General features: G+C 64.8%; 15 protein-coding genes. 2 read left to right on the top strand and 13 right to left on the bottom strand.

Annotated features, from left to right (window positions below; all coding sequences use genetic code 11):
• Window positions 1-2 precede the first annotated feature (2 nt).
• The 12 genes from GSQ92_RS20635 to GSQ92_RS20580 form a co-directional block, all read right to left on the bottom strand.
• Window positions 3-812, bottom strand: a complete 810-nt coding sequence (locus GSQ92_RS20635) for an OmpH family outer membrane protein (RefSeq protein ID WP_254065788.1) — start codon at window positions 810-812, stop codon at window positions 3-5.
• Complete coding sequence (gene bamA, locus GSQ92_RS20630; protein ID WP_254065789.1) at window positions 812-3,169, bottom strand: outer membrane protein assembly factor BamA; 2,358 nt, start codon at window positions 3,167-3,169, stop codon at window positions 812-814. The genes GSQ92_RS20635 and bamA overlap by 1 nt, the downstream gene beginning before the upstream one ends.
• Window positions 3,170-3,347: 178 nt before the next feature.
• Entirely contained in the window at window positions 3,348-4,460 is a 1,113-nt protein-coding gene (gene rseP / locus GSQ92_RS20625; protein WP_174246691.1) for an RIP metalloprotease RseP, read from the bottom strand.
• Between the two features lie 82 nt (window positions 4,461-4,542).
• Window positions 4,543-5,706 (bottom strand): 1-deoxy-D-xylulose-5-phosphate reductoisomerase, encoded by a 1,164-nt coding sequence (locus tag GSQ92_RS20620; RefSeq protein ID WP_158804450.1) that lies wholly within the window; start codon window positions 5,704-5,706, stop codon window positions 4,543-4,545.
• Between the two features lie 20 nt (window positions 5,707-5,726).
• Complete coding sequence (locus tag GSQ92_RS20615; protein ID WP_158804451.1) at window positions 5,727-6,608, bottom strand: phosphatidate cytidylyltransferase; 882 nt, start codon at window positions 6,606-6,608, stop codon at window positions 5,727-5,729.
• Window positions 6,568-7,362 carry a polyprenyl diphosphate synthase gene (gene uppS / locus GSQ92_RS20610; protein WP_158804452.1) on the bottom strand — a complete coding sequence of 265 codons (795 nt, stop codon included), beginning with the start codon at window positions 7,360-7,362 and terminating at the stop codon, window positions 6,568-6,570. Before uppS ends, GSQ92_RS20615 begins: the two co-directional genes overlap by 41 nt.
• Window positions 7,359-7,925: a ribosome recycling factor gene (gene frr, locus GSQ92_RS20605; protein ID WP_158804453.1), complete on the bottom strand. Its 567-nt coding sequence runs from the start codon at window positions 7,923-7,925 to the stop codon at window positions 7,359-7,361. Before frr ends, uppS begins: the two co-directional genes overlap by 4 nt.
• Window positions 7,926-7,940: 15 nt before the next feature.
• Window positions 7,941-8,663, bottom strand: coding sequence for a UMP kinase (pyrH, locus tag GSQ92_RS20600; protein ID WP_158804843.1), 723 nt, complete (start codon window positions 8,661-8,663; stop codon window positions 7,941-7,943).
• Window positions 8,664-8,916: 253 nt separating this feature from the next.
• The gene (tsf, locus tag GSQ92_RS20595; RefSeq protein WP_158804454.1) at window positions 8,917-9,855 is read right to left on the bottom strand and encodes a translation elongation factor Ts; all 939 of its coding nucleotides are present in this window, start codon (window positions 9,853-9,855) and stop codon (window positions 8,917-8,919) included.
• A 124-nt stretch (window positions 9,856-9,979) separates the two neighbouring features.
• The gene (gene rpsB / locus GSQ92_RS20590) at window positions 9,980-10,777 is read right to left on the bottom strand and encodes a 30S ribosomal protein S2 (RefSeq protein ID WP_158804455.1); all 798 of its coding nucleotides are present in this window, start codon (window positions 10,775-10,777) and stop codon (window positions 9,980-9,982) included.
• A gap of 478 nt (window positions 10,778-11,255) precedes the next feature.
• Window positions 11,256-11,762 (bottom strand): bacterioferritin, encoded by a 507-nt coding sequence (bfr, locus tag GSQ92_RS20585; RefSeq protein WP_216850352.1) that lies wholly within the window; start codon window positions 11,760-11,762, stop codon window positions 11,256-11,258.
• A gap of 54 nt (window positions 11,763-11,816) precedes the next feature.
• Window positions 11,817-12,005: a bacterioferritin-associated ferredoxin gene (locus GSQ92_RS20580; protein ID WP_158804456.1), complete on the bottom strand. Its 189-nt coding sequence runs from the start codon at window positions 12,003-12,005 to the stop codon at window positions 11,817-11,819.
• Window positions 12,006-12,099: 94 nt separating this feature from the next.
• On the opposite strand from GSQ92_RS20580, the gene GSQ92_RS20575 reads away from it, so the two are divergent.
• Window positions 12,100-13,179 carry an LLM class flavin-dependent oxidoreductase gene (locus tag GSQ92_RS20575; RefSeq protein WP_216856878.1) on the top strand — a complete coding sequence of 360 codons (1,080 nt, stop codon included), beginning with the start codon at window positions 12,100-12,102 and terminating at the stop codon, window positions 13,177-13,179.
• Window positions 13,180-13,314: 135 nt separating this feature from the next.
• Here GSQ92_RS20575 and dnaE read toward each other — a convergent pair whose 3' ends face one another.
• The gene (gene dnaE / locus GSQ92_RS20570; protein ID WP_158804458.1) at window positions 13,315-16,740 is read right to left on the bottom strand and encodes a DNA polymerase III subunit alpha; all 3,426 of its coding nucleotides are present in this window, start codon (window positions 16,738-16,740) and stop codon (window positions 13,315-13,317) included.
• Between the two features lie 35 nt (window positions 16,741-16,775).
• Between dnaE and GSQ92_RS20565 the strand changes: the two genes are divergently transcribed.
• The gene (locus tag GSQ92_RS20565) at window positions 16,776-16,988 is read left to right on the top strand and encodes a hypothetical protein (RefSeq protein ID WP_158804459.1); all 213 of its coding nucleotides are present in this window, start codon (window positions 16,776-16,778) and stop codon (window positions 16,986-16,988) included.
• The last annotated feature ends 195 nt before the right edge of the window (window positions 16,989-17,183 follow it).

The raw sequence follows: 17,183 nt of genomic DNA, 5'->3' as shown, positions 1-17,183 counted from the left end.
CGCTACTGACCCTGCGCCGCCTGTTGCTGCTGCTGCATCATGGCGGCGGTGACATTGGCGAAAACCGAATCCGGCGGCACGGTGACCGCGGGTAGCACGATGTTAAGTTCCTTGGTCACCTCATCGCTGATGTCGAAGGCGTTCATGTTCAATGCCACCTGCGCCCGGTGCAGGACGAGGTTCATGCCGCGGCTCTGCGCGACCTGGCGGATAACGGCGATCAGCGTCCGTTCGATCTGGCCCAGAGACACCTGCGCCGCCGCCTGGATGCGCGCCTCGCGATTGCGGAACGTGGTCTGCGCGGTAGCGATACGCTGCTGCAGGCTCTGCTCGCGCGTCCGTATCTGATCGGAGGAGAGATGCGCCCTGGGATCGGCCAATGCGCTCTGCAGCTTACGCCAGCTGTCCTGTTCCTTCTGCACATCCTGGGCCAGGGCGGCACGCCGCTTCTGAATCTCCTTGTCAACCGCCTGACCGGCGGTCGACGCCTGCAATACCTCGGGCACGCCGATCACACCGATGATCGCCGGTGGCGGTGTCTCCCCCTTCGACAGGGGCGGAAGCTGCGGGATTGGCGCGTTCATCTGCGCCTGCACAGCCTTCATCGCGGCAGGATCCACAGGCGTCGCGGCCGGCGGGGAGTCAGCCACGGACCGGCGATGCACCGCGCGCGGTTCGGCGGCAGCGCGTGGCGCCGCCGGCTGGCTGGGAACGAACCAGCCAGGATTGGCACTTTGCGCATGCAGGGTGGCAGGGGCAGCCATAAGCGCGGCCGCCATCAGGCAGACGCGTCGCAGAGAAATATATTGCACTAGAACCTCGTGCCGAAGCCGAATCGGAAAACTTGGGTTTGATCGTCTTTGTATTTGACGATCGGGTCGGCCAAATCGATGTTGATGAGGCCGAAGGGGGTGTTCCACGAGAAGCCGACACCGGCGGCGACGCGGGGCGAGGAGGTGTCGTAGACCGGTCCGAATTTCGCATCAACGCCCGTCAGCACGCCGATGTCCGCGAAGACGCGTCCCGAGAGGCCAATATCTGGCGAAATCGGCAGCGGAAAATGCAGTTCCGTCGTCTGCGTCGCAATGAAGCGGCCGCCGAGGCTATCGCCGGTCTTGACGTCATGCGGACCCGCGCCGCCTTCCTCGAAGCCGCGCAGATTCTGACCGCCCATGAAGAAGTTGTCGATGATCCTCTGGTCGCCGCTGTAGTTCCAGAGGTAGCCGACACCACCAGTGATCGCGACGCTCCAGAGGTGATTGCCACTGAAATAATCGAGCGGGATGTAGTAGCCGGCATCGAGCTTGGCGCGCACATAATCTGAATTGCCACCGAGGCCCGCGACATCCGTGCCGAGCCGCAGGATGTAGCCGGAATGCGGATCGATCGTACTGTCTCGGTGATCCCATACGAGCGATTGCGAAATCTGAGACAGCAACGACCAGCCAGACTCGTCCACCACATAAAGGCTGGCGCCCGACTGCACGTTGAAGACATCGCGATCGATCAGCGAGTAGCTCACAGTCTGAGACATATACTGATTGAAGGCATAGCCAGTGCGAACCGTGAAGCCGGTGCGGCTTTCCTCGTATTGCGAAATATCGCGGTTATCGTTGGTGATGTTGAAGAGATCGCCGCCGAGCAACAGATTTCTGTCAAGGAAGTAAGGATCGGTCGCCGATAGATCGATCTGGCTGGCCTTCTGCGCCAAAACGCCGGAGATCGAGGTGTCGATACCAGTGCCGATCAGGTTCTTCTCGGACAGCCCGAGATTGATCAGCGCTCCGTCATCAGTCGAGTAGCCGCCACCGATGGTGAGCGAGCCGGTGGACTGCTCCTGCACCGCTGTTGTCAGAACGATCTTATCGGGCGCCGAACCGGGCTGCGTGCCCAGCTCCACGCTCTTGAAATAACCGAGGTCGATCAGCCGCTGGCGCGAGCGCCGGATCGCATCGGCATTGAAGGCATCACCCTCAGCGAGCAGGAACTCGCGCCGGATAACCTTATCCTCGGTGCGGGCGTTGCCGCTGATATCGATCTGCTCGACGAAGACGCGCGGCCCCTCGACCACGTCGAAGGTCAGATCGACGACATGGCGGCCGCGGCTGTCCACGCGTTTCTTGAGAACGGGGTTGACCTGCACGAAAGCATAGCCTCGGCTTTGCACGTCGGCCGAGATCGCGTCGGCGGTCTGATTGATGGTGTCGCCGTTGAACCAGTCGCCCGTATCCATCTTGAGGTCGCCACGCAAAGTACTGCCGTCGAGATGCGGCAAATGCGAGACGATCTTGATGTCACCCACGCGATACCGCGCGCCTTCATTCATCACGAAGGTCACGAAGAAGGACGAGCGGTCGGGCGCCAGCTCGGCTTCGGTATTGAGCAAGCGGAAATCGGCAAAGCCCTTCCGCAGGTAGAAACGCCGCAGCAGGTCACCATCGAACTCGACACGGGTCGGATCGTAGGAGTCGCTGCTGGATAGGAAACGCCACCAGTCGCTCTCGCGGCTATTGATGACGGTCCGCAGGTTTCCTTCGCTGAAGTGGTTATTGCCGACGAAAGCGATCTTGCTGATGTAGGTCGCCCGGCCGTCATGGATTTTGTAGACGACATCGACCCGGTTTTCGCTGAGCTTGATGATCTGCGCCTGCACCGTGGTCGAGTAGTAGCCCTTATGGGCATAGGCATCCAGAATCCGCTGCCGATCGTCCTCGGCGGCTGCGGCGGTATAGACTGACCTTGGCTTGAGCTGAACGACGCCCTGTAGATTGGTCTTGGTCAGCTGATGGTTGCCCTCGAACGCGACCTGACCGACGAGAGGATTCTCAACGACATTGACGACGAGGTTGTTTCCCTGCCGGGTAATGCCAACATTGCTGAATAGGCCAGTCGCATAAAGTGTCTTAAGGCTTTGGTCGACCAGCTTGGGGTCAAACACATCGCCGGATGACAGCAGCATATAGGACTGGATCGTCCCTGCTTCGATCCGCTGATTGCCGGTGACGACGATCGCGGCGATGCGGTCGCCCTGAACTTGTCTCGGCGGCGTGGTTGTCTTCGCTCGCGCAGGCCGTGTGGCCGAGGGCAAGATCTGAGACGACGCGGCGCCGGCGACAAACGTGGGCAACAGGCAGGCTGTGGCTAACAGCGCAGCACGAGTGCGTAGCAAAGACGCGTCTCCCTCAGTTCCGGCGAGGCGCCGGGCAGAAAATCCAGGCCGCATGCGCGGCAGGCGCCGAAACGGCAGTCAGGGCGAACAGCTTACGCCGCCTAGCTCAGGCTCCGTCGCCGCAGCAAGCTATTTTCTCGCCCGATGACTTTCTCGCCAAGCGAAGGGTCCTCTTACGTCATCCCGCGAGATGCGTCACCCAGCGGACGACACCGAGTTGCGTGACGTCGTTCCAGGTGGCGAAAACGAAGAGGCAAAGCAGCAGCGCGAAGCCAGCGCGGAAGCCGTATTCTTGTGCGCGGGAGGAGACGGGGCGGCCTCGGATGGCCTCGGCAAGGTAGAAAACGAGATGGCCGCCATCCAGCACCGGGATCGGGAAAAGATTGATCAGCCCGAGATTCACCGAGAGGATCGCGATGAAGGACACCAGGCTGGCGAGCCCCAGGGCCGCCACCTGACCAGACAGCGCCGCGATTCGCAGCGGTCCGCCGAGCTGGTTGAAGCCGGTGCGATGAACGACGATCTGCCACAGCCCGTTGAGCGTCTCACGTCCGACCGTCCAGGTCTCGACCACACCGGCCACCGCCGCATCGGCCGGGTTGAGGCGCTTGAGAACCGGGGCGCCCTCCATGATGCCGAGCACGCCGCGTTTGCCGCCATGACCGTCATCCGCGCTGCCGATCGTCAGGCGCAGGATCACCTCGTCCAGCCCACGATGGACGATCATCGGCACATTCTTACCGGGATTGGGCGAAACCTCACGCTGCACCGCGGCGAAATCCGGCGTGGCGACACCGTTGACCGACTGAATACGATCGCCGACATGAAGATTGGCCAAGGATGCGACCGAATTGGGCATGATCTTGCCGATCACTGGGTCTGCCACCGGCTTCCCAACGGTCGCGAAGAGCAAAAAGAACAGGACGATGGCGAGCAGGAAATTGGCGATCGGCCCGGCCGCGATGACGATCATCCGCGATCCGACCGATTTCTCGTGGAAGGTGCGGCCCGACTGCCAGGCCGCCCGCTCCTCGGGCGTCGCATCCTGCGGACGCTCCTGCCCATGCAGCTTTACGTAGCCGCCGAGCGGGATCCAGGCGAGCTTCCAGACAGTGCCCCGGCGGTCGGTCCAGCGCGCTAGCGCCTGCCCGAAGCCGATCGAGAAGGTCTCGACATGGACCCCACGCCACCGCGCGGCGAGGTAATGGCCCATCTCATGAACGAAAACGAGAACGCCGAGGACAACGGCGAAGGACAGGACGGTACGAAGGAGTTCGGGCAACGCATGCATGATGGGACGCTTTTAGGCCGTTTCGGCGGCCCGGCGCCAGAGCGGGTTCATGGGTGAGAGTCCGTGACTTCTTGTTTCCCGCTTAAGCCGCTCTCGCCCCTAAGCTAACCCTCGCCGCGTCCCGCGCCTCGGCATCCACCGCGATGATGCTGTCGAGATCGTCGGCTCGCCGCGCCCCCAACCTGTCCAGCACCGCCTCGACCGTTCCGACGATATCGAGAAAACCGATCCGGCGATCGAGGAAGGCGGCGACAGCCACCTCATTCGCGGCATTAAGGATGGCGGGCGTGCCGCCCCCCGCCGCCAACGCCTGACGCGCCAGCCGGAGCGCCGGGAACCGCAGTTCATCCGGGGGCTCGAAATTCAGCCCCGCCAAGGCCGCAAGGTCGAGACGCTTTGCTGTCGTCGCCAGTCGCTCAGGCCAGCCCAAGGCGTGGGCGATCGGAATTCGCATGTCGGGCGCGCCGAGCTGAGCCAGCATGCTGCCGTCGCGATAGCAGACGATGCCGTGGATCACGGATTGCGGGTGGACGAGAACCTCCACCGCCTCGCCTGCGAGACCAAACAGCCGTGCGGCCTCGATGACCTCGAGCCCCTTATTCATCATGGTCGCCGAATCGATGGTGATCTTGGCGCCCATCGACCACACCGGATGGCGCAGCGCGGCCTCGGGCGTGACGGCGGCCATCTCTTCCCTGCTCGCCTTGCGGAAAGGGCCGCCCGAAGCCGTCAGGATGATGCGTTCGACCGCCGACCGATTTTCCGGCTCCAGACACTGGAAGATCGCATTGTGCTCGGAATCGACCGGAAGCAGCACGGTGCCGGAGGTCGCGACGGCATCCATCATCACGTCGCCCGCCGAGACCAAGACCTCCTTATTCGCGAAAGCCAGCGCGCCGCCGCGCCGGATCGCCGCCAGGGTCGGGTGCAGCCCCGCCATGCCGATGATCGCCGCCATCGTCCAATCCGCGGGCCGCGATGACGCCTCAAGCGCCGCCGTCTCGCCCGCCGCGATCTGCGTATCCGTCCCGGCAAGCGCCTCACGCAAGGCCCCAAGCAGAGACTCGTCCTGGATCACCGCGATCTCGGCGCGAAACTCGCGTGCCTGCTCGGCGAGCAGCGTGACATTGCGGCCCGCGATCAAAGCCTCGACCCGGTAACGTTCTGGCGTCGCCCGTATGAGGTCGAGCGTCTGAGTGCCGACGCTGCCGGTGCTGCCGAGGATGCTGATGGTTTTCACGTTCATGGTCTTCTCGCCATTTCCGGTCACTGCCAAAGCAGGATCCCCTCCCCAACCACAAGGGCCACTATCGCCGCCACTGGTGCCGCGGTCAGCATCCCGTCCAGCCTGTCGAGCAGGCCGCCATGCCCCGGTATCGATCGCCCCGAATCCTTGACGCCGAAATGACGCTTCAGGCCGCTCTCCAATAGATCGCCCACTTGCGAGGAGACGCCCAGCAACATCGCAATCGCCGCGCAGTGCAGACTGTCCACCGGCCCACCGGCCCAGGCAGCGACCCCGATGCCGACGAGCGCTGCCGCCGCTAGCCCGCCCAGAGCGCCGGAACGTGTTTTGCCGGGTGAAATGCGCGGCGCGAGCTTCGGGCCGCCGATCAGCCGGCCGGCGACATAGGCTCCGATGTCGCTCGCCCAGACGATGAGAACGAGGAACAGCATGTCCCACCGCCCGACCAGCGGCACATGCCGCAGCCGAACCATGGAGATTGCCGCCGGCGCCACATAAAGGATGCCCAGCACGAGCCACGTCGCCCGCCGGTTCCGCCCGAGGAGCAGCCAGGCGCAGATGATCAGGACCACGGCATAGATCAGGGCCACCGCACCGCCTCCCGCCATGGCGAAAAGCGGCACCGCCGCCACGCCAACTGGCAGAACGATGACCGGCCACCGCCAGGCCTCGGCCCGGCACATCCCCGCCCATTCGGCGGCGCAGCCGGCAACGCCTAAGGCCAGAAGCAGCGCCCACGGCAGTTTGCCCAGCCAGAGGCAGCCGAGTGCCAGCGGCGCCAGGACGATCGCGGAGCCGACGCGCTTCCGCAGGTCACTCCAACGCTTCCCGCCGCGCGTGTCCCCGCCCGCTCGCCTTTCGTCAGGCGCCGCTGGCACCGTAGCGCCGCTCGCGCCGCGCATATTCCGCGAGCGCGTCAGAAAGATTGGCCGGGCCGAAATCGGGCCACAGCACATCGAGGAACAGCAGCTCGGCATAGGCGCATTGCCAGAGCAGGAAGTTGGAAAGGCGCTGCTCGCCACTCGTGCGAATGAGGAGATCGGGATCCGGCATCCCAGCCGTGGAGAGGAAGCGGCCGAAACTCGCCTCATCCGTCGTCTGGATATCGACCTCGCCCGACTGGACAGCCCGCGCCATCTTACGCGCCGCGGCGAGAATTTCCGCGCGTCCGCCATAAGACAACGCCACCGTCAGGTTGAGACGGCGGTTTCCGGCGGTCTGCCGCTCGGCGCGGTCAAGCTCCGCGCGCATCTCCGGCGAGAAGCGCTCGCGGTCGCCGATCACGCGGAAGCAGACGCCATTGGCGCCCAGCTCGGCGAGTTCGCTGCGCAGATACTGCCGCATGAGGCTGGTGAGATCCGAGACCTCCGATTGCGGACGCCGCCAATTCTCACTGCTGAAGGCATAGAGCGTCAGCCACTCGATGCCGGAGGAGATCGCACCCTCGATGCAGCGCCGCACCGCCTGCGCCCCCGCCCGGTGGCCGGCGATCCGGGGAAGCCCGCGCGCCCGCGCCCAGCGTCCGTTGCCATCCATGATGACCGCGACATGGCGCGGCACCGACGCGGCACCGGCTTTTCGAGGTGTTGCCACCGGCTCCGTCACCGGCAGCTCCGTCGCGGATCCGGCCAGCTCAGGAACCACCGCCCGAATCATACCTGGCGGATCTCTCGATCCTTCTCGGAGGCGTATTCGTCCACCCGCTTCACGTAGGAATCGGTGAGCTTCTGCACCTCGTCCGACCAGTCCCCAGCCTCGTCCTTACTGAGCTCGCTCTTCTTCTCGAAGGCCTTGATCTGCTCCATGCCGTCACGCCGGACACCGCGTACCGCGATCCGCGCGCCCTCGGCATAGCGACCGGCGGCCTTGGCCAATTCGCCCCGGCGTTCGGCGGTCAGTTGTGGGATCGGCACCCGTACGATCTGCCCGTCGGCCGAGGGGTTCAGTCCAAGACCCGAGTCGCGGATCGCCGCCACCGTCGCGTTCACCAGACTGCGGTCCCAGACCTGCACGGTAATCATCCGCGCCTCCGGCACCGCGATGGTGCCAACCTGCGGCAGTGGCAGAACGGAGCCATAGGCCTCGACCTTGACCGGTTCGAGCAGCGCCGGGCTGGCACGGCCGGTCCGGAGGCCGCTGAAGTCCTTGCGCAAGGTTTCCAGCGCGCCATCCATGCGGCGCGTTAGATCCTGTTTCAGCGCATTCAGATCTGCGGGCACCTTGCCCCTCCTTCGTCAGACGTCGCGGATCATAGTGTAGGTGCCTTCACCCCGCATGACGGCGGCAAATGCCCCGACTCGGTGAAGGTTGAAGACGAGGATAGGCAGCTTGCTCTCCCGCGCCAGACTGATTGCGGCCGCATCCATCACGGCCAAATCCTGCGACAACACATCCATATAGGTCAGTTCGTCGAACCGCTTGGCTTCCGGCACCTTCAGGGGGTCGGCGGAATAGACGCCATCGACCTGCGTGCCCTTGAGCAGAGCCTCGCAGCCCATTTCGGCGGCACGCAACGCAGCTGCCGTGTCGGTGGTGAAGAACGGGTTGCCGGTGCCTGCCGCGAAGATCACGATCCGGCCTTTCTCCAAATGACGCTGCGCCCGCCTGCGGATATAGGGCTCGCAGAGGCTCGACATATGGATCGCCGATTGCACCCGGGTCGGCAGGCCCGCGCGCTCGAGGGCGCTCTGCAAGGCGAGGGCGTTCATCACCGTCGCGAGCATGCCCATGTAATCGGCCTGCGCCCGGTCCATGCCGGCCGCCGCGCCCTTTACGCCGCGAAAGATATTGCCGCCGCCGATGACGATGCAGACCTCGACGCCCATGGCCGTGACGACGCCGACATCGGCCGCGATCTGCTTGAGCGTTCCGGTGTCGAGGCCATACTCGCCGGCCCCCATGAGCGCCTCGCCCGAGAGTTTGAGCAGAACGCGCTTATAGAGGGGCTGACGGTCCATGATGTCCTTGGTCGAGGTTCCGGCCAGCACCTGCGCCAAATCATTCGGCGCGGTCGAGGTTACCGTAGAGAGCGAGCCGCAAAGCGGCAAGGCACGGCGTTATTTGGCGTTCGAGAATGCGGACTGGAACCCACCCCTGACCCCTCCCTTTTCAGGGAGGGGAAGCCGCCGCCACCAACCTCTCCCCTCCCCTTTTAGGGAGGGGCCGGGGGTGGGTGAGCCGGGCAGCGACCTCAGACCGTGAGCATTGTGGTCAGACTTCTGGCGCAGACGGCTCCAGAGCCTTCACACCAGCCGTCGCCGCGACCTCGGCCGCGAAGTCGGTGCTCTGCTTCTCGATGCCCTCGCCAAGCTGGAAACGGTCGAAGCCGACCAGTGTCCCGCCCGCCTTCTGAACCACCGCGCGCACCCGGCTCTCGCCGTCATGCACCCAGACCTGCTCGAGAAGAACGACCTCCTCGTAGTATTTGCGGATGCGCCCATCGACCATCTTCTCGATGATCGCCTCGGGCTTGCCGGAGGCACGCGCCTGCTCGGACAGCACGCTGCGTTCCCGCTCCAGTGCCGCCGGATCGACCGCGTTCACGTCCAGCGCCTCGGGCCGAGTCGCCGCGACATGCATGCCGATCTGCCGGCCGAGTTGCTCCAGACCCGCGAGTTCGCTCGGGGCCTCAAGCGCGACCAGCACACCGATTTTGCCGAGTCCCGGCTTGAGCGCGTTGTGGACATAGCTCGCTACCACGCCGCTCTTCACCCGCATCACGCGGGCGCGGCGCAGAGTCATATGTTCGCCGACCGTCGCGATGAGCTGAACCAACTGGTCCGCCACCGTGTGGCTCGCGCCCGGATAGGTCGCGGCCTTCAGAGCCTCGACGTCCTCCCCAGTCTCCAAGGCGACGCGGGCGACGGTCGAGACGAAATCCTGGAAGGTCTCGTTGCGCGCGACGAAATCGGTCTCGGCATTGACCTCGACCATGGCGGCGACGTTCGGCGCGCTCGCGACACCGATCAGCCCTTCCGCGGCGACGCGGCCGGACTTCTTGGCGGCGGCCGAGAGGCCCTTCTTGCGCAGCCAGTCGGTCGCGGCATCGAGGTCGCCGCCCGTTTCGGCCAGCGCCTTCTTGCAGTCCATCATGCCTGCGCCGGTCTTCTCGCGCAGGTCTCTGACCAGGGCGGCCGTGATCTCAGCCATCTGCGGTCTCCGTCTAGGACCGCAGGCCGCGCGACGCTTATGCGCGGCGCAGCCTGCGGCTCGTTGATTGATCGAACGGCGCTGGCAGCCCAGGTGTCGCCACCCGGACCCGCGCCGTATCTGATTAGGCGCCGACGGCTTCGGCGGCTGCGGCTTCAACCGGCGGAACCGGCTGGGCCAGCACGGCCGGTGGCAGTTCCTCAGCGGCGCCGATGTCACGGCCGGAGGCCGCCATCTCGGCGCTGATGCCATCGAGCACGGCGCCCGAGATCAGGTCGCAATAGAGCATGATGGCGCGGATTGCGTCGTCATTGCCCGGGATCGGATAGGTCACGCCATGCGGATCGGAATTGCTGTCGAGCACGGCGATCACCGGGATGCCGAGCTTATTGGCTTCCTGAACCGCCAGCTTCTCCTTGTTCGTGTCGATAATGAACAGGATATCCGGCAGTCCGCCCATCTCCTTGATGCCGCCGAGCGCCCGCTCCAGCTTCTCCTGGTCGCGGGTGATCTCGAGGACCTCTTTCTTGGTCAGACCCTCGGCCTGGCCCGCGACGAGTTCCTCGATCTGGCGCAGACGGCGGATGCTGGCGGTGATGGTCTTCCAGTTGGTCAGCATGCCGCCGAGCCAGCGATGGTTGACGTAATACTGGCCGCAGCGCCGGGCGGCTTCCGCCACATGATCAGCCGCGGCACGCTTGGTGCCGACGAACAGCACACGGCCGCCATTGGCCGTGGTGTCCCGCACCGCACGCAGCGCACGGTCGAGCATCGGCACGGTCTGCTGCAGGTCGATGATATGGACCTGGTTGCGGACGCCGAAGAGATACGGCGCCATCGCGGGATTCCAGCGACGGGTGTGATGGCCGAAATGAACGCCGGCTTCGAGTAGCTGACGCAGTGTAAAGTCGGGCATCGCCATTGGCGTGTCCCTTTCCTGTTGGTCCGGTTGATCCTCCGCGGAGCAGAGCCTCATCGGCACCGGACCTGGCTAAGCCAGGAAAGTGCCCCGCGTGCGAATTTGCCCGCCACCTCCAAGGGAGGCGCCGGACGGCGGTGCTATCGCGTATTGGGTCCGGAAAATCAACCCCGTTCCAGGCGGGTCTCCAAGACTGAGCCTGTCACCAGATGGCGCGGCAAGTTCCCGAATGCTGTCTCAATGAGCCTACCGGCGCAAAAACCCCATCTCGAACCTCAAGCAGGATGTCTGCGGTTTGAACCATGCGCATTCCACTTCGTCATGCTCGGCGAAGGCGGGGCTGCCCGCGGCCGAACATCCAGGCGTTTGCTTGCGTGACGAAGGCAAGGCGTGGATGGCACGCCTTCGCGTGCCATGACGATTCTTCGGGTCGAGGTTCAGTAACAGATCATCACCCCTAACCAGCAGCGAAATGCCTGGGCTAATGCCCCTCGCCTGCATCCTCGTGCTGATCCGGCGCGGAGGCGGAATTCAGCTGGATGTAGCGCTCGATGCCGATCAGCTTGATGAGGTCGAACTGGCGGTCGAGGAAATCGAGGTGCTCCTCCTCATTGGCGAGGATCCGCATCAGGAGATCGCGCGACACATAGTCCCGCACCTGCTCGCAATGGGCGATGCCCTCGCGCAGGTCGCCGGTCGCCTTCTCTTCGATCTTTAGATCGCAGCGCAGGATCTCCTCGACCGTCTGGCCGACGAGGATCTGGTCCAGCCGCTGCACATTCGGCAAGCCGCCGAGGAACAGGATGCGCTCGATGAGCCAATCGGCGTGGTGCATCTCCTCGATCGACTCTTTGTATTCGTGCTTGCCGAGGAGGGTGACGCCCCAATGCCGCAGCGTCCGGGCATGAAGGAAATACTGATTGATAGCGGTCAGCTCATTGGTGAGCTGCGTGTTCAGATACTCGATGACTTTGGGATCGGCTTTCACGACGTCTCTCCGGATGGTGCTACCGCAAGTTGGGTAGCACTTCCGGTCCGCGTGTCATACCGCCGCGGCGGTCGCCATCTCCTGCATGCTCGCCTTGATGGAGCTGAGGATCATGCGAACGCAGGCGCCGCAATCGGGCCGTTTGCCGCAGCAGGCATAGACCTCGCCGGGGCGGCAGGCGCCACTGCGAATGGCTTCCGCGACATCACTATCAGTAAGCCGGTTGCAGGAGCAGACGATCATGACCCAATCCCGTGGCAGACGAGAGCGGATTACTGATGTTGCGACTTATTCGCAATAGGCCAAAACGTTGAGTTCCTCGGCGAGCCTCCCTCTTATGGGTGTCATGACCCCAGCTTCGCCCCCCGCCTTCCGCCTCAGCGTGCTCGATCAGGCCCCCATCGCCGAGGGATCCACTGGGGGCCAAGCACTGCGCAACAGCATAGACCTTGCCCAAAACGCTGAGGCACTTGGCTTTTTTCGGTATTGGCTGGCGGAGCATCACGCGACCCCCGGCCTCGCCTCCGCCAGCCCCGAGGTGATGGTGAGCGCGGTCGCGTCAGCGACTCGGCGGATCCGCGTCGGCACCGGCGGTATCATGCTGCCGCATTACAGCCCCTTTAAAGTCGCCGAGACCTTCAGCATGCTGGCAGGGCTGTTCCCCGGCCGCATCGACCTCGGCGTCGGCCGCGCGCCCGGCACAGACGGGCGCACCGCCTATGCGCTGCAGCGCGACCGCCGGGAACGCGCACCCGACGACTTCCCGCAACAGCTCGCCGAACTCCTCGCCTATCTCGATGACCGCATGCCCGAGGACCACCCCTTCGCAACCCTGGCCCGAACTCTGCCGGGCAGGCCAGATGTGCCGGCGCCCTGGCTGCTCGGCTCTTCACCCGATAGCGCGAACTGGGCCGCCGAAACTGGACTACCCTATTGCATCGCCGATTTTATCAACCCGCAGGGCGTTCCCCTCGCCCACCGCTACCGCTCCGGTTTTCAGGCGCTGGAAAGCCGGAACCTGTCGGCGCCTTACCTGATGGCGGCGGTCTGGGTGATCTGCGCCGATACGGATGTGGAGGCGGAGCGCCTCGCCGCTAGCTCCCTCATGCTGTTCCGCCTGCTTCACCGTGGCGAGCTGATCGCCGTGCCGACACCGGAGGATGCGCTGCGCTTCCTGGAACGCGATCCGCCCACGGGCGCTCCTGGCGCCACACGCCGCCGCCGCATGATCCTCGGCACGCCCGAGACAGTACGCGCGGGCATTGAGGCTGTAGCCGCGGAGTATGGCGCGGACGAAATCATGATCGTGAACATCATGCACGATCATGACGCGCGCCGCCGTTCCTACGCGCTGATCGCGGAAGCCTTCGGGTTGGCGGCGAGTGACGCGACGGAGCCGAACGCGGTCTTCGTTTAGCTCCGCGAAGCATTGCCGACAGCTCGCGAGGTCACATCGTCTTGCTCGGCGAAGGCCGAGCATCCACGCCTTCTCCGTCTCGTCCAACAACAAGCAAGGCGTGGATCCTCGGCCTTCGCCGAGGATGACGACGGACTAAATCTCCTCGACCGCCGCGATCCCCGGCATCACGCGAAACGCCGCCGCCAGCCGCGGCGAGACATTGAACCGACCCGGCAGCTTGATCTCGGCCTCCCGGCTCGCGTCTAGACGTGGATACAGCAGCACCTCGCCCCGCCCCGCGCCCTCCTTCTCCAGCAGCACCCGGATGTGATCGACGGCGGCGGTTTCCGTCAGCCAGATCCGCAACCCGACCCCCGCCCCCGCCGCCGCCTGGTCGAGCGAGACGACATCCTGCGCGGTGAGCCGAAGCGCATCACCATCCTGCCGCAGATCCATCGTGACGAGCAGCGCATTGCCGTCCCGCAACAACTCGCTGCTCCGCGCCAGAACCTCACTGAACAATGTCACCTCGAAACTGCCGCCCGCATCCGACAGCCGGATCCAGGCCATCCGCCCGCCGGTCCGCGTCGGCCGGATTTTCGGCGAGCCGACAACCATGCCGGCGACCTTCACCCGCCCGATGCCGCTAGCCGCCGCCGTCTCCAGCCGCGTGCTCGACATAACCCCGAGCCGCGCGAGCACCGGACCGAAACTGTCGAGGGGATGGCTGGTGAGATGAAAACCCACTGCCTCCGCCTCGAAGCCCAGACGATCGAGCAGCGGCCAATCCGGGATCGGCGGCAGATGCAGAACCTCGGGCTCCGCATCGGCGCCGCCGAACAACCCGATCTGGCCAGAGCCGCGATCCTCGGCGGCGGATTGCGCGCGGCGCAGCAGAATCTCGGCGCCGGAAAAGAGCCGCGCCCGATTGCCTTCCAGCATATCGAAGGCCCCGGCGCGGATGAGGTTCTCCAACTGCATCTTGTTGAGCAGCTTCGGATCCACGCGATCGGCGAAATCCGCGATATCCGCGAAAGGCCTCCCACCGCGCGCCGCGACCACCGCCTCCATCGCCGCCTGACCCACGCGCTTGATGGCGGCAAGCGCGTAGCGAATGGCGAGACTGCCATCCGCCTGCCGCTCGACCGTGAAATCGGCCTCGGAACGGTTGATATCCGGCGGCAGAATGGCAATGCCCATGCGGCTCGCCTCCTGCCGGAAGGCAGCGAGCTTGTCGGTATTACTCAACGCGAGACTCATACATGCGGCGATGAACGGCACCGGATGATTGGCCTTCATCCAGGCGGTCTGGTAGGCGACCAGGGCGTAAGCGGCTGCGTGTGATTTGTTGAAGCCGTAATCGGCGAACTTCGCCATGAGATCGAAGATCTCACCGGCCTTGGCGGGGTCGATGCCGCCGGCCACCGCGCCATCCGTGAAGGTTTTGCGCTGCGCCTCCATCTCCGAGCGAATCTTCTTGCCCATCGCGCGGCGCAACAGGTCGGCGGCGCCGAGGCTATAGCCGCCCATGCGCTGGGCGATCTGCATCACCTGCTCCTGGTAGACCATGATGCCATAGGTCTCTTCCAGGATGTCGCGGATGTCCTCGTGCGGCGCTTCCCATTTCTCGCCATGCTTGCGCTGGCAATAGGCGGGGATATTCGCCATCGGGCCGGGGCGATACAGCGCGACCCCGGCAATCAGATCCTCGAAACGGTCGGGACGCATCTGGCGCAGCACGTCCCGCATGCCCTGGCTTTCGAACTGGAACACCCCGCCCGCATCGCCGCGCTGTAAAAGCTCGTAGGTGCGAAGATCATCGAGCGGCAGGCGATTGATGTCGAGCTCTATGCCAAGCTTGCGCAAGAACGTTTCGCCGCGCCGCAGGATCGTCAGTGTCGTCAGCCCGAGGAAGTCGAACTTCACCAGGCCCGCCTGCTCGACATGCTTCATCGAATATTGCGTGACGAGGAAGTCCGAGCGCGGATCGCGATAGAGCGGTACAAGTTCGGTCAAAGGCCGGTCGCCGATCACCACACCGGCGGCATGCGTGCTGGCGTGGCGATATAATCCTTCGAGTTGCAGCGCGATTTCCATCAGGCGCCGCACGGATTCGTCGTCCGCGCGCATCTGCTGCAAACGGGGCTCACCCGCAATGGCCTCGCCCAAAGTCACCGGCTTGGCCGGATTGTTGGGAATGAGTTCCGCCACGCGATTGACCTGGCCGAACGGCAGGCCAAGCACGCGCCCAACATCGCGAACGGCGGCCCGCGCCTGCAATTTTCCAAACGTGATGATCTGCGCCACACGGTCGCCACCATATTCGGCGCGCACGTAGCGGATCACCTCGTCGCGCCGATCCTGGCAGAAGTCGATGTCGAAATCCGGCATCGACACGCGCTCAGGATTGAGGAAACGCTCGAACAGCAAGCCAAAGCGCAGCGGATCGAGGTCGGTGATGCTGAGCGCCCAGGCGACAACGGAACCGGCACCCGAGCCACGGCCCGGACCCACAGGGATATCCCGCGCCTTGGCCCATTGGATGAAGTCGGCGACGATCATGAAGTAGCCGGCGAAACCCATGCCCGCGATGACGCCGAGTTCATACTCCAGCCGTTCGCGATAAACCTCCGGCGTGGCAAACTCCTCGGTCATCAAAGCAAGCCGCCGCTCCAGCCCCTCCGCCGCCATGGCGCGGACGGTTTCCTCCTCGGTGGCGCCCTCACGCACCTTGGGACAGCGCGGCAGCAAAGGTTTGCGGGTCTCGGCCATCACGGCGCAGCGCCGGGCGATGGCGAGGGTATTGTCGCAGGCTTCCGGCAAGTCGGCGAAGAGCGCGCGCATCACGGCGGCGGGCTTGAACCAATGCTCGGGCGTGACGCGCCGCCGCTCGATCTCGCTGAGCACGCGGCCCTCGGCGATGCACAGCAGCGCGTCATGGGCCTCATGCATGCTGGCTGTCGCGAAGTAGCAATCATTGGCCGCGACCAGCGGCAGGCCGGCCTCATCCGCCAAAGTCAGCAGACCAGGCTCGATCGCCTGTTCCACCGCCAGACCGTGGCGATGCAGCTCGACCGCGACGCGGTCCGGGAAGGCCTCGCGGAACCGCGCGAGGAGCGTCGCTGCCTCCTGCCGCTGGCCCTCGGCGAGCAGCCGGTTGATCGGCCCGAGCGTTCCGCCGGTCAGCAGAAACAGCCCCTCGGCATGCTCCGCCAGCCGCGCCAGCCCGACCTGGGCGCGAAGTCCGGGATCGCTCTCCAGGTAGGAGATAGAGGATAGGCGCTGGAGGTTCGCATAGCCGGCGGCGTCTTGCGCCAGCACCACGATCGGCTCGGCCGGAAGCCGCGGCTGGTCGTCTCGCGTCAGGGAGAGCTGGCAGCCCAGGATCGGCTGCACCCCCTTCCCCGCCGCCGCCTGGCTGAACTCCAGGGCGCCGAAGAGGTTGGAGCTATCGGTGATGGCAACCGCCGGCATGCCCTCGGCCGCCGCCAGCGCCGCCAGCTTCTCCGCCTTGATGGCGCCCTCGCTCAGGGAATAGGCGGAATGGTTGTGCAGGTGGACGAAGCGTGTCTCGCTCATCGGATGAGTATAGCCCGAGGTCGCACGAGTCTCCCATGAGCGCACTGACCCTGTTCGGGCTTTTCGCCGTCACCGCCATGCTGGTGACCTATGCGCTGGAGGCGCGCAGCCGCTGGTTCATTCTGGCCTTCGCCGGCGCCTGCCTGCTCGGCTCCGCCTATGGCTTTCTGCAGGGCGCTTGGCCCTTCGGCGCCGTCGAGGCGATCTGGGCGGTGGTGGCGGCTTGGCGTTTCGTTAAGCATCCGTGAAGCGGCGAGGATATTCATCTTACGTTCAGGATTTGGTGAGACAGTTTCGCAAAACTGATCTGGATTCTCCACTGATGAGCATCTCCAATAGCAGCGCTACGTGGCAGCCGGTGCACCCGATCGTTCCACCGTTCCCTTCCCTGGGCCGGGTCCGGCGCCGACCTTTTTGCCATCTTTGCCGGGAGAACCCGGCCA

The organism is Acidisoma sp. S159 (genome assembly GCF_009766125.1).
Lineage (GTDB): Bacteria > Pseudomonadota > Alphaproteobacteria > Acetobacterales > Acetobacteraceae > Acidisoma.
This window is presented reverse-complemented; position numbering and strand designations above follow the sequence as displayed.

What these genes read in the sequence shown, in the direction of transcription:
- rseP (WP_174246691.1), bottom strand. Translation starts at nt 4,460, where the DNA reads ATGCATGCGTTGCCCGAACTCCTTCGTACCGTCCTGTCCTTCGCCGTT.
- GSQ92_RS20620 (WP_158804450.1), bottom strand. Translation starts at nt 5,706, where the DNA reads ATGAACGTGAAAACCATCAGCATCCTCGGCAGCACCGGCAGCGTCGGC.
- GSQ92_RS20615 (WP_158804451.1), bottom strand. Translation starts at nt 6,608, where the DNA reads ATGCGCGGCGCGAGCGGCGCTACGGTGCCAGCGGCGCCTGACGAAAGG.
- uppS (WP_158804452.1), bottom strand. Translation starts at nt 7,362, where the DNA reads ATGATTCGGGCGGTGGTTCCTGAGCTGGCCGGATCCGCGACGGAGCTG.
- pyrH (WP_158804843.1), bottom strand. Translation starts at nt 8,663, where the DNA reads ATGGACCGTCAGCCCCTCTATAAGCGCGTTCTGCTCAAACTCTCGGGC.
- tsf (WP_158804454.1), bottom strand. Translation starts at nt 9,855, where the DNA reads ATGGCTGAGATCACGGCCGCCCTGGTCAGAGACCTGCGCGAGAAGACC.
- rpsB (WP_158804455.1), bottom strand. Translation starts at nt 10,777, where the DNA reads ATGGCGATGCCCGACTTTACACTGCGTCAGCTACTCGAAGCCGGCGTT.
- GSQ92_RS20580 (WP_158804456.1), bottom strand. Translation starts at nt 12,005, where the DNA reads ATGATCGTCTGCTCCTGCAACCGGCTTACTGATAGTGATGTCGCGGAA.
- GSQ92_RS20575 (WP_216856878.1), top strand. Translation starts at nt 12,100, where the DNA reads ATGGGTGTCATGACCCCAGCTTCGCCCCCCGCCTTCCGCCTCAGCGTG.
- dnaE (WP_158804458.1), bottom strand. Translation starts at nt 16,740, where the DNA reads ATGAGCGAGACACGCTTCGTCCACCTGCACAACCATTCCGCCTATTCC.
- GSQ92_RS20565 (WP_158804459.1), top strand. Translation starts at nt 16,776, where the DNA reads ATGAGCGCACTGACCCTGTTCGGGCTTTTCGCCGTCACCGCCATGCTG.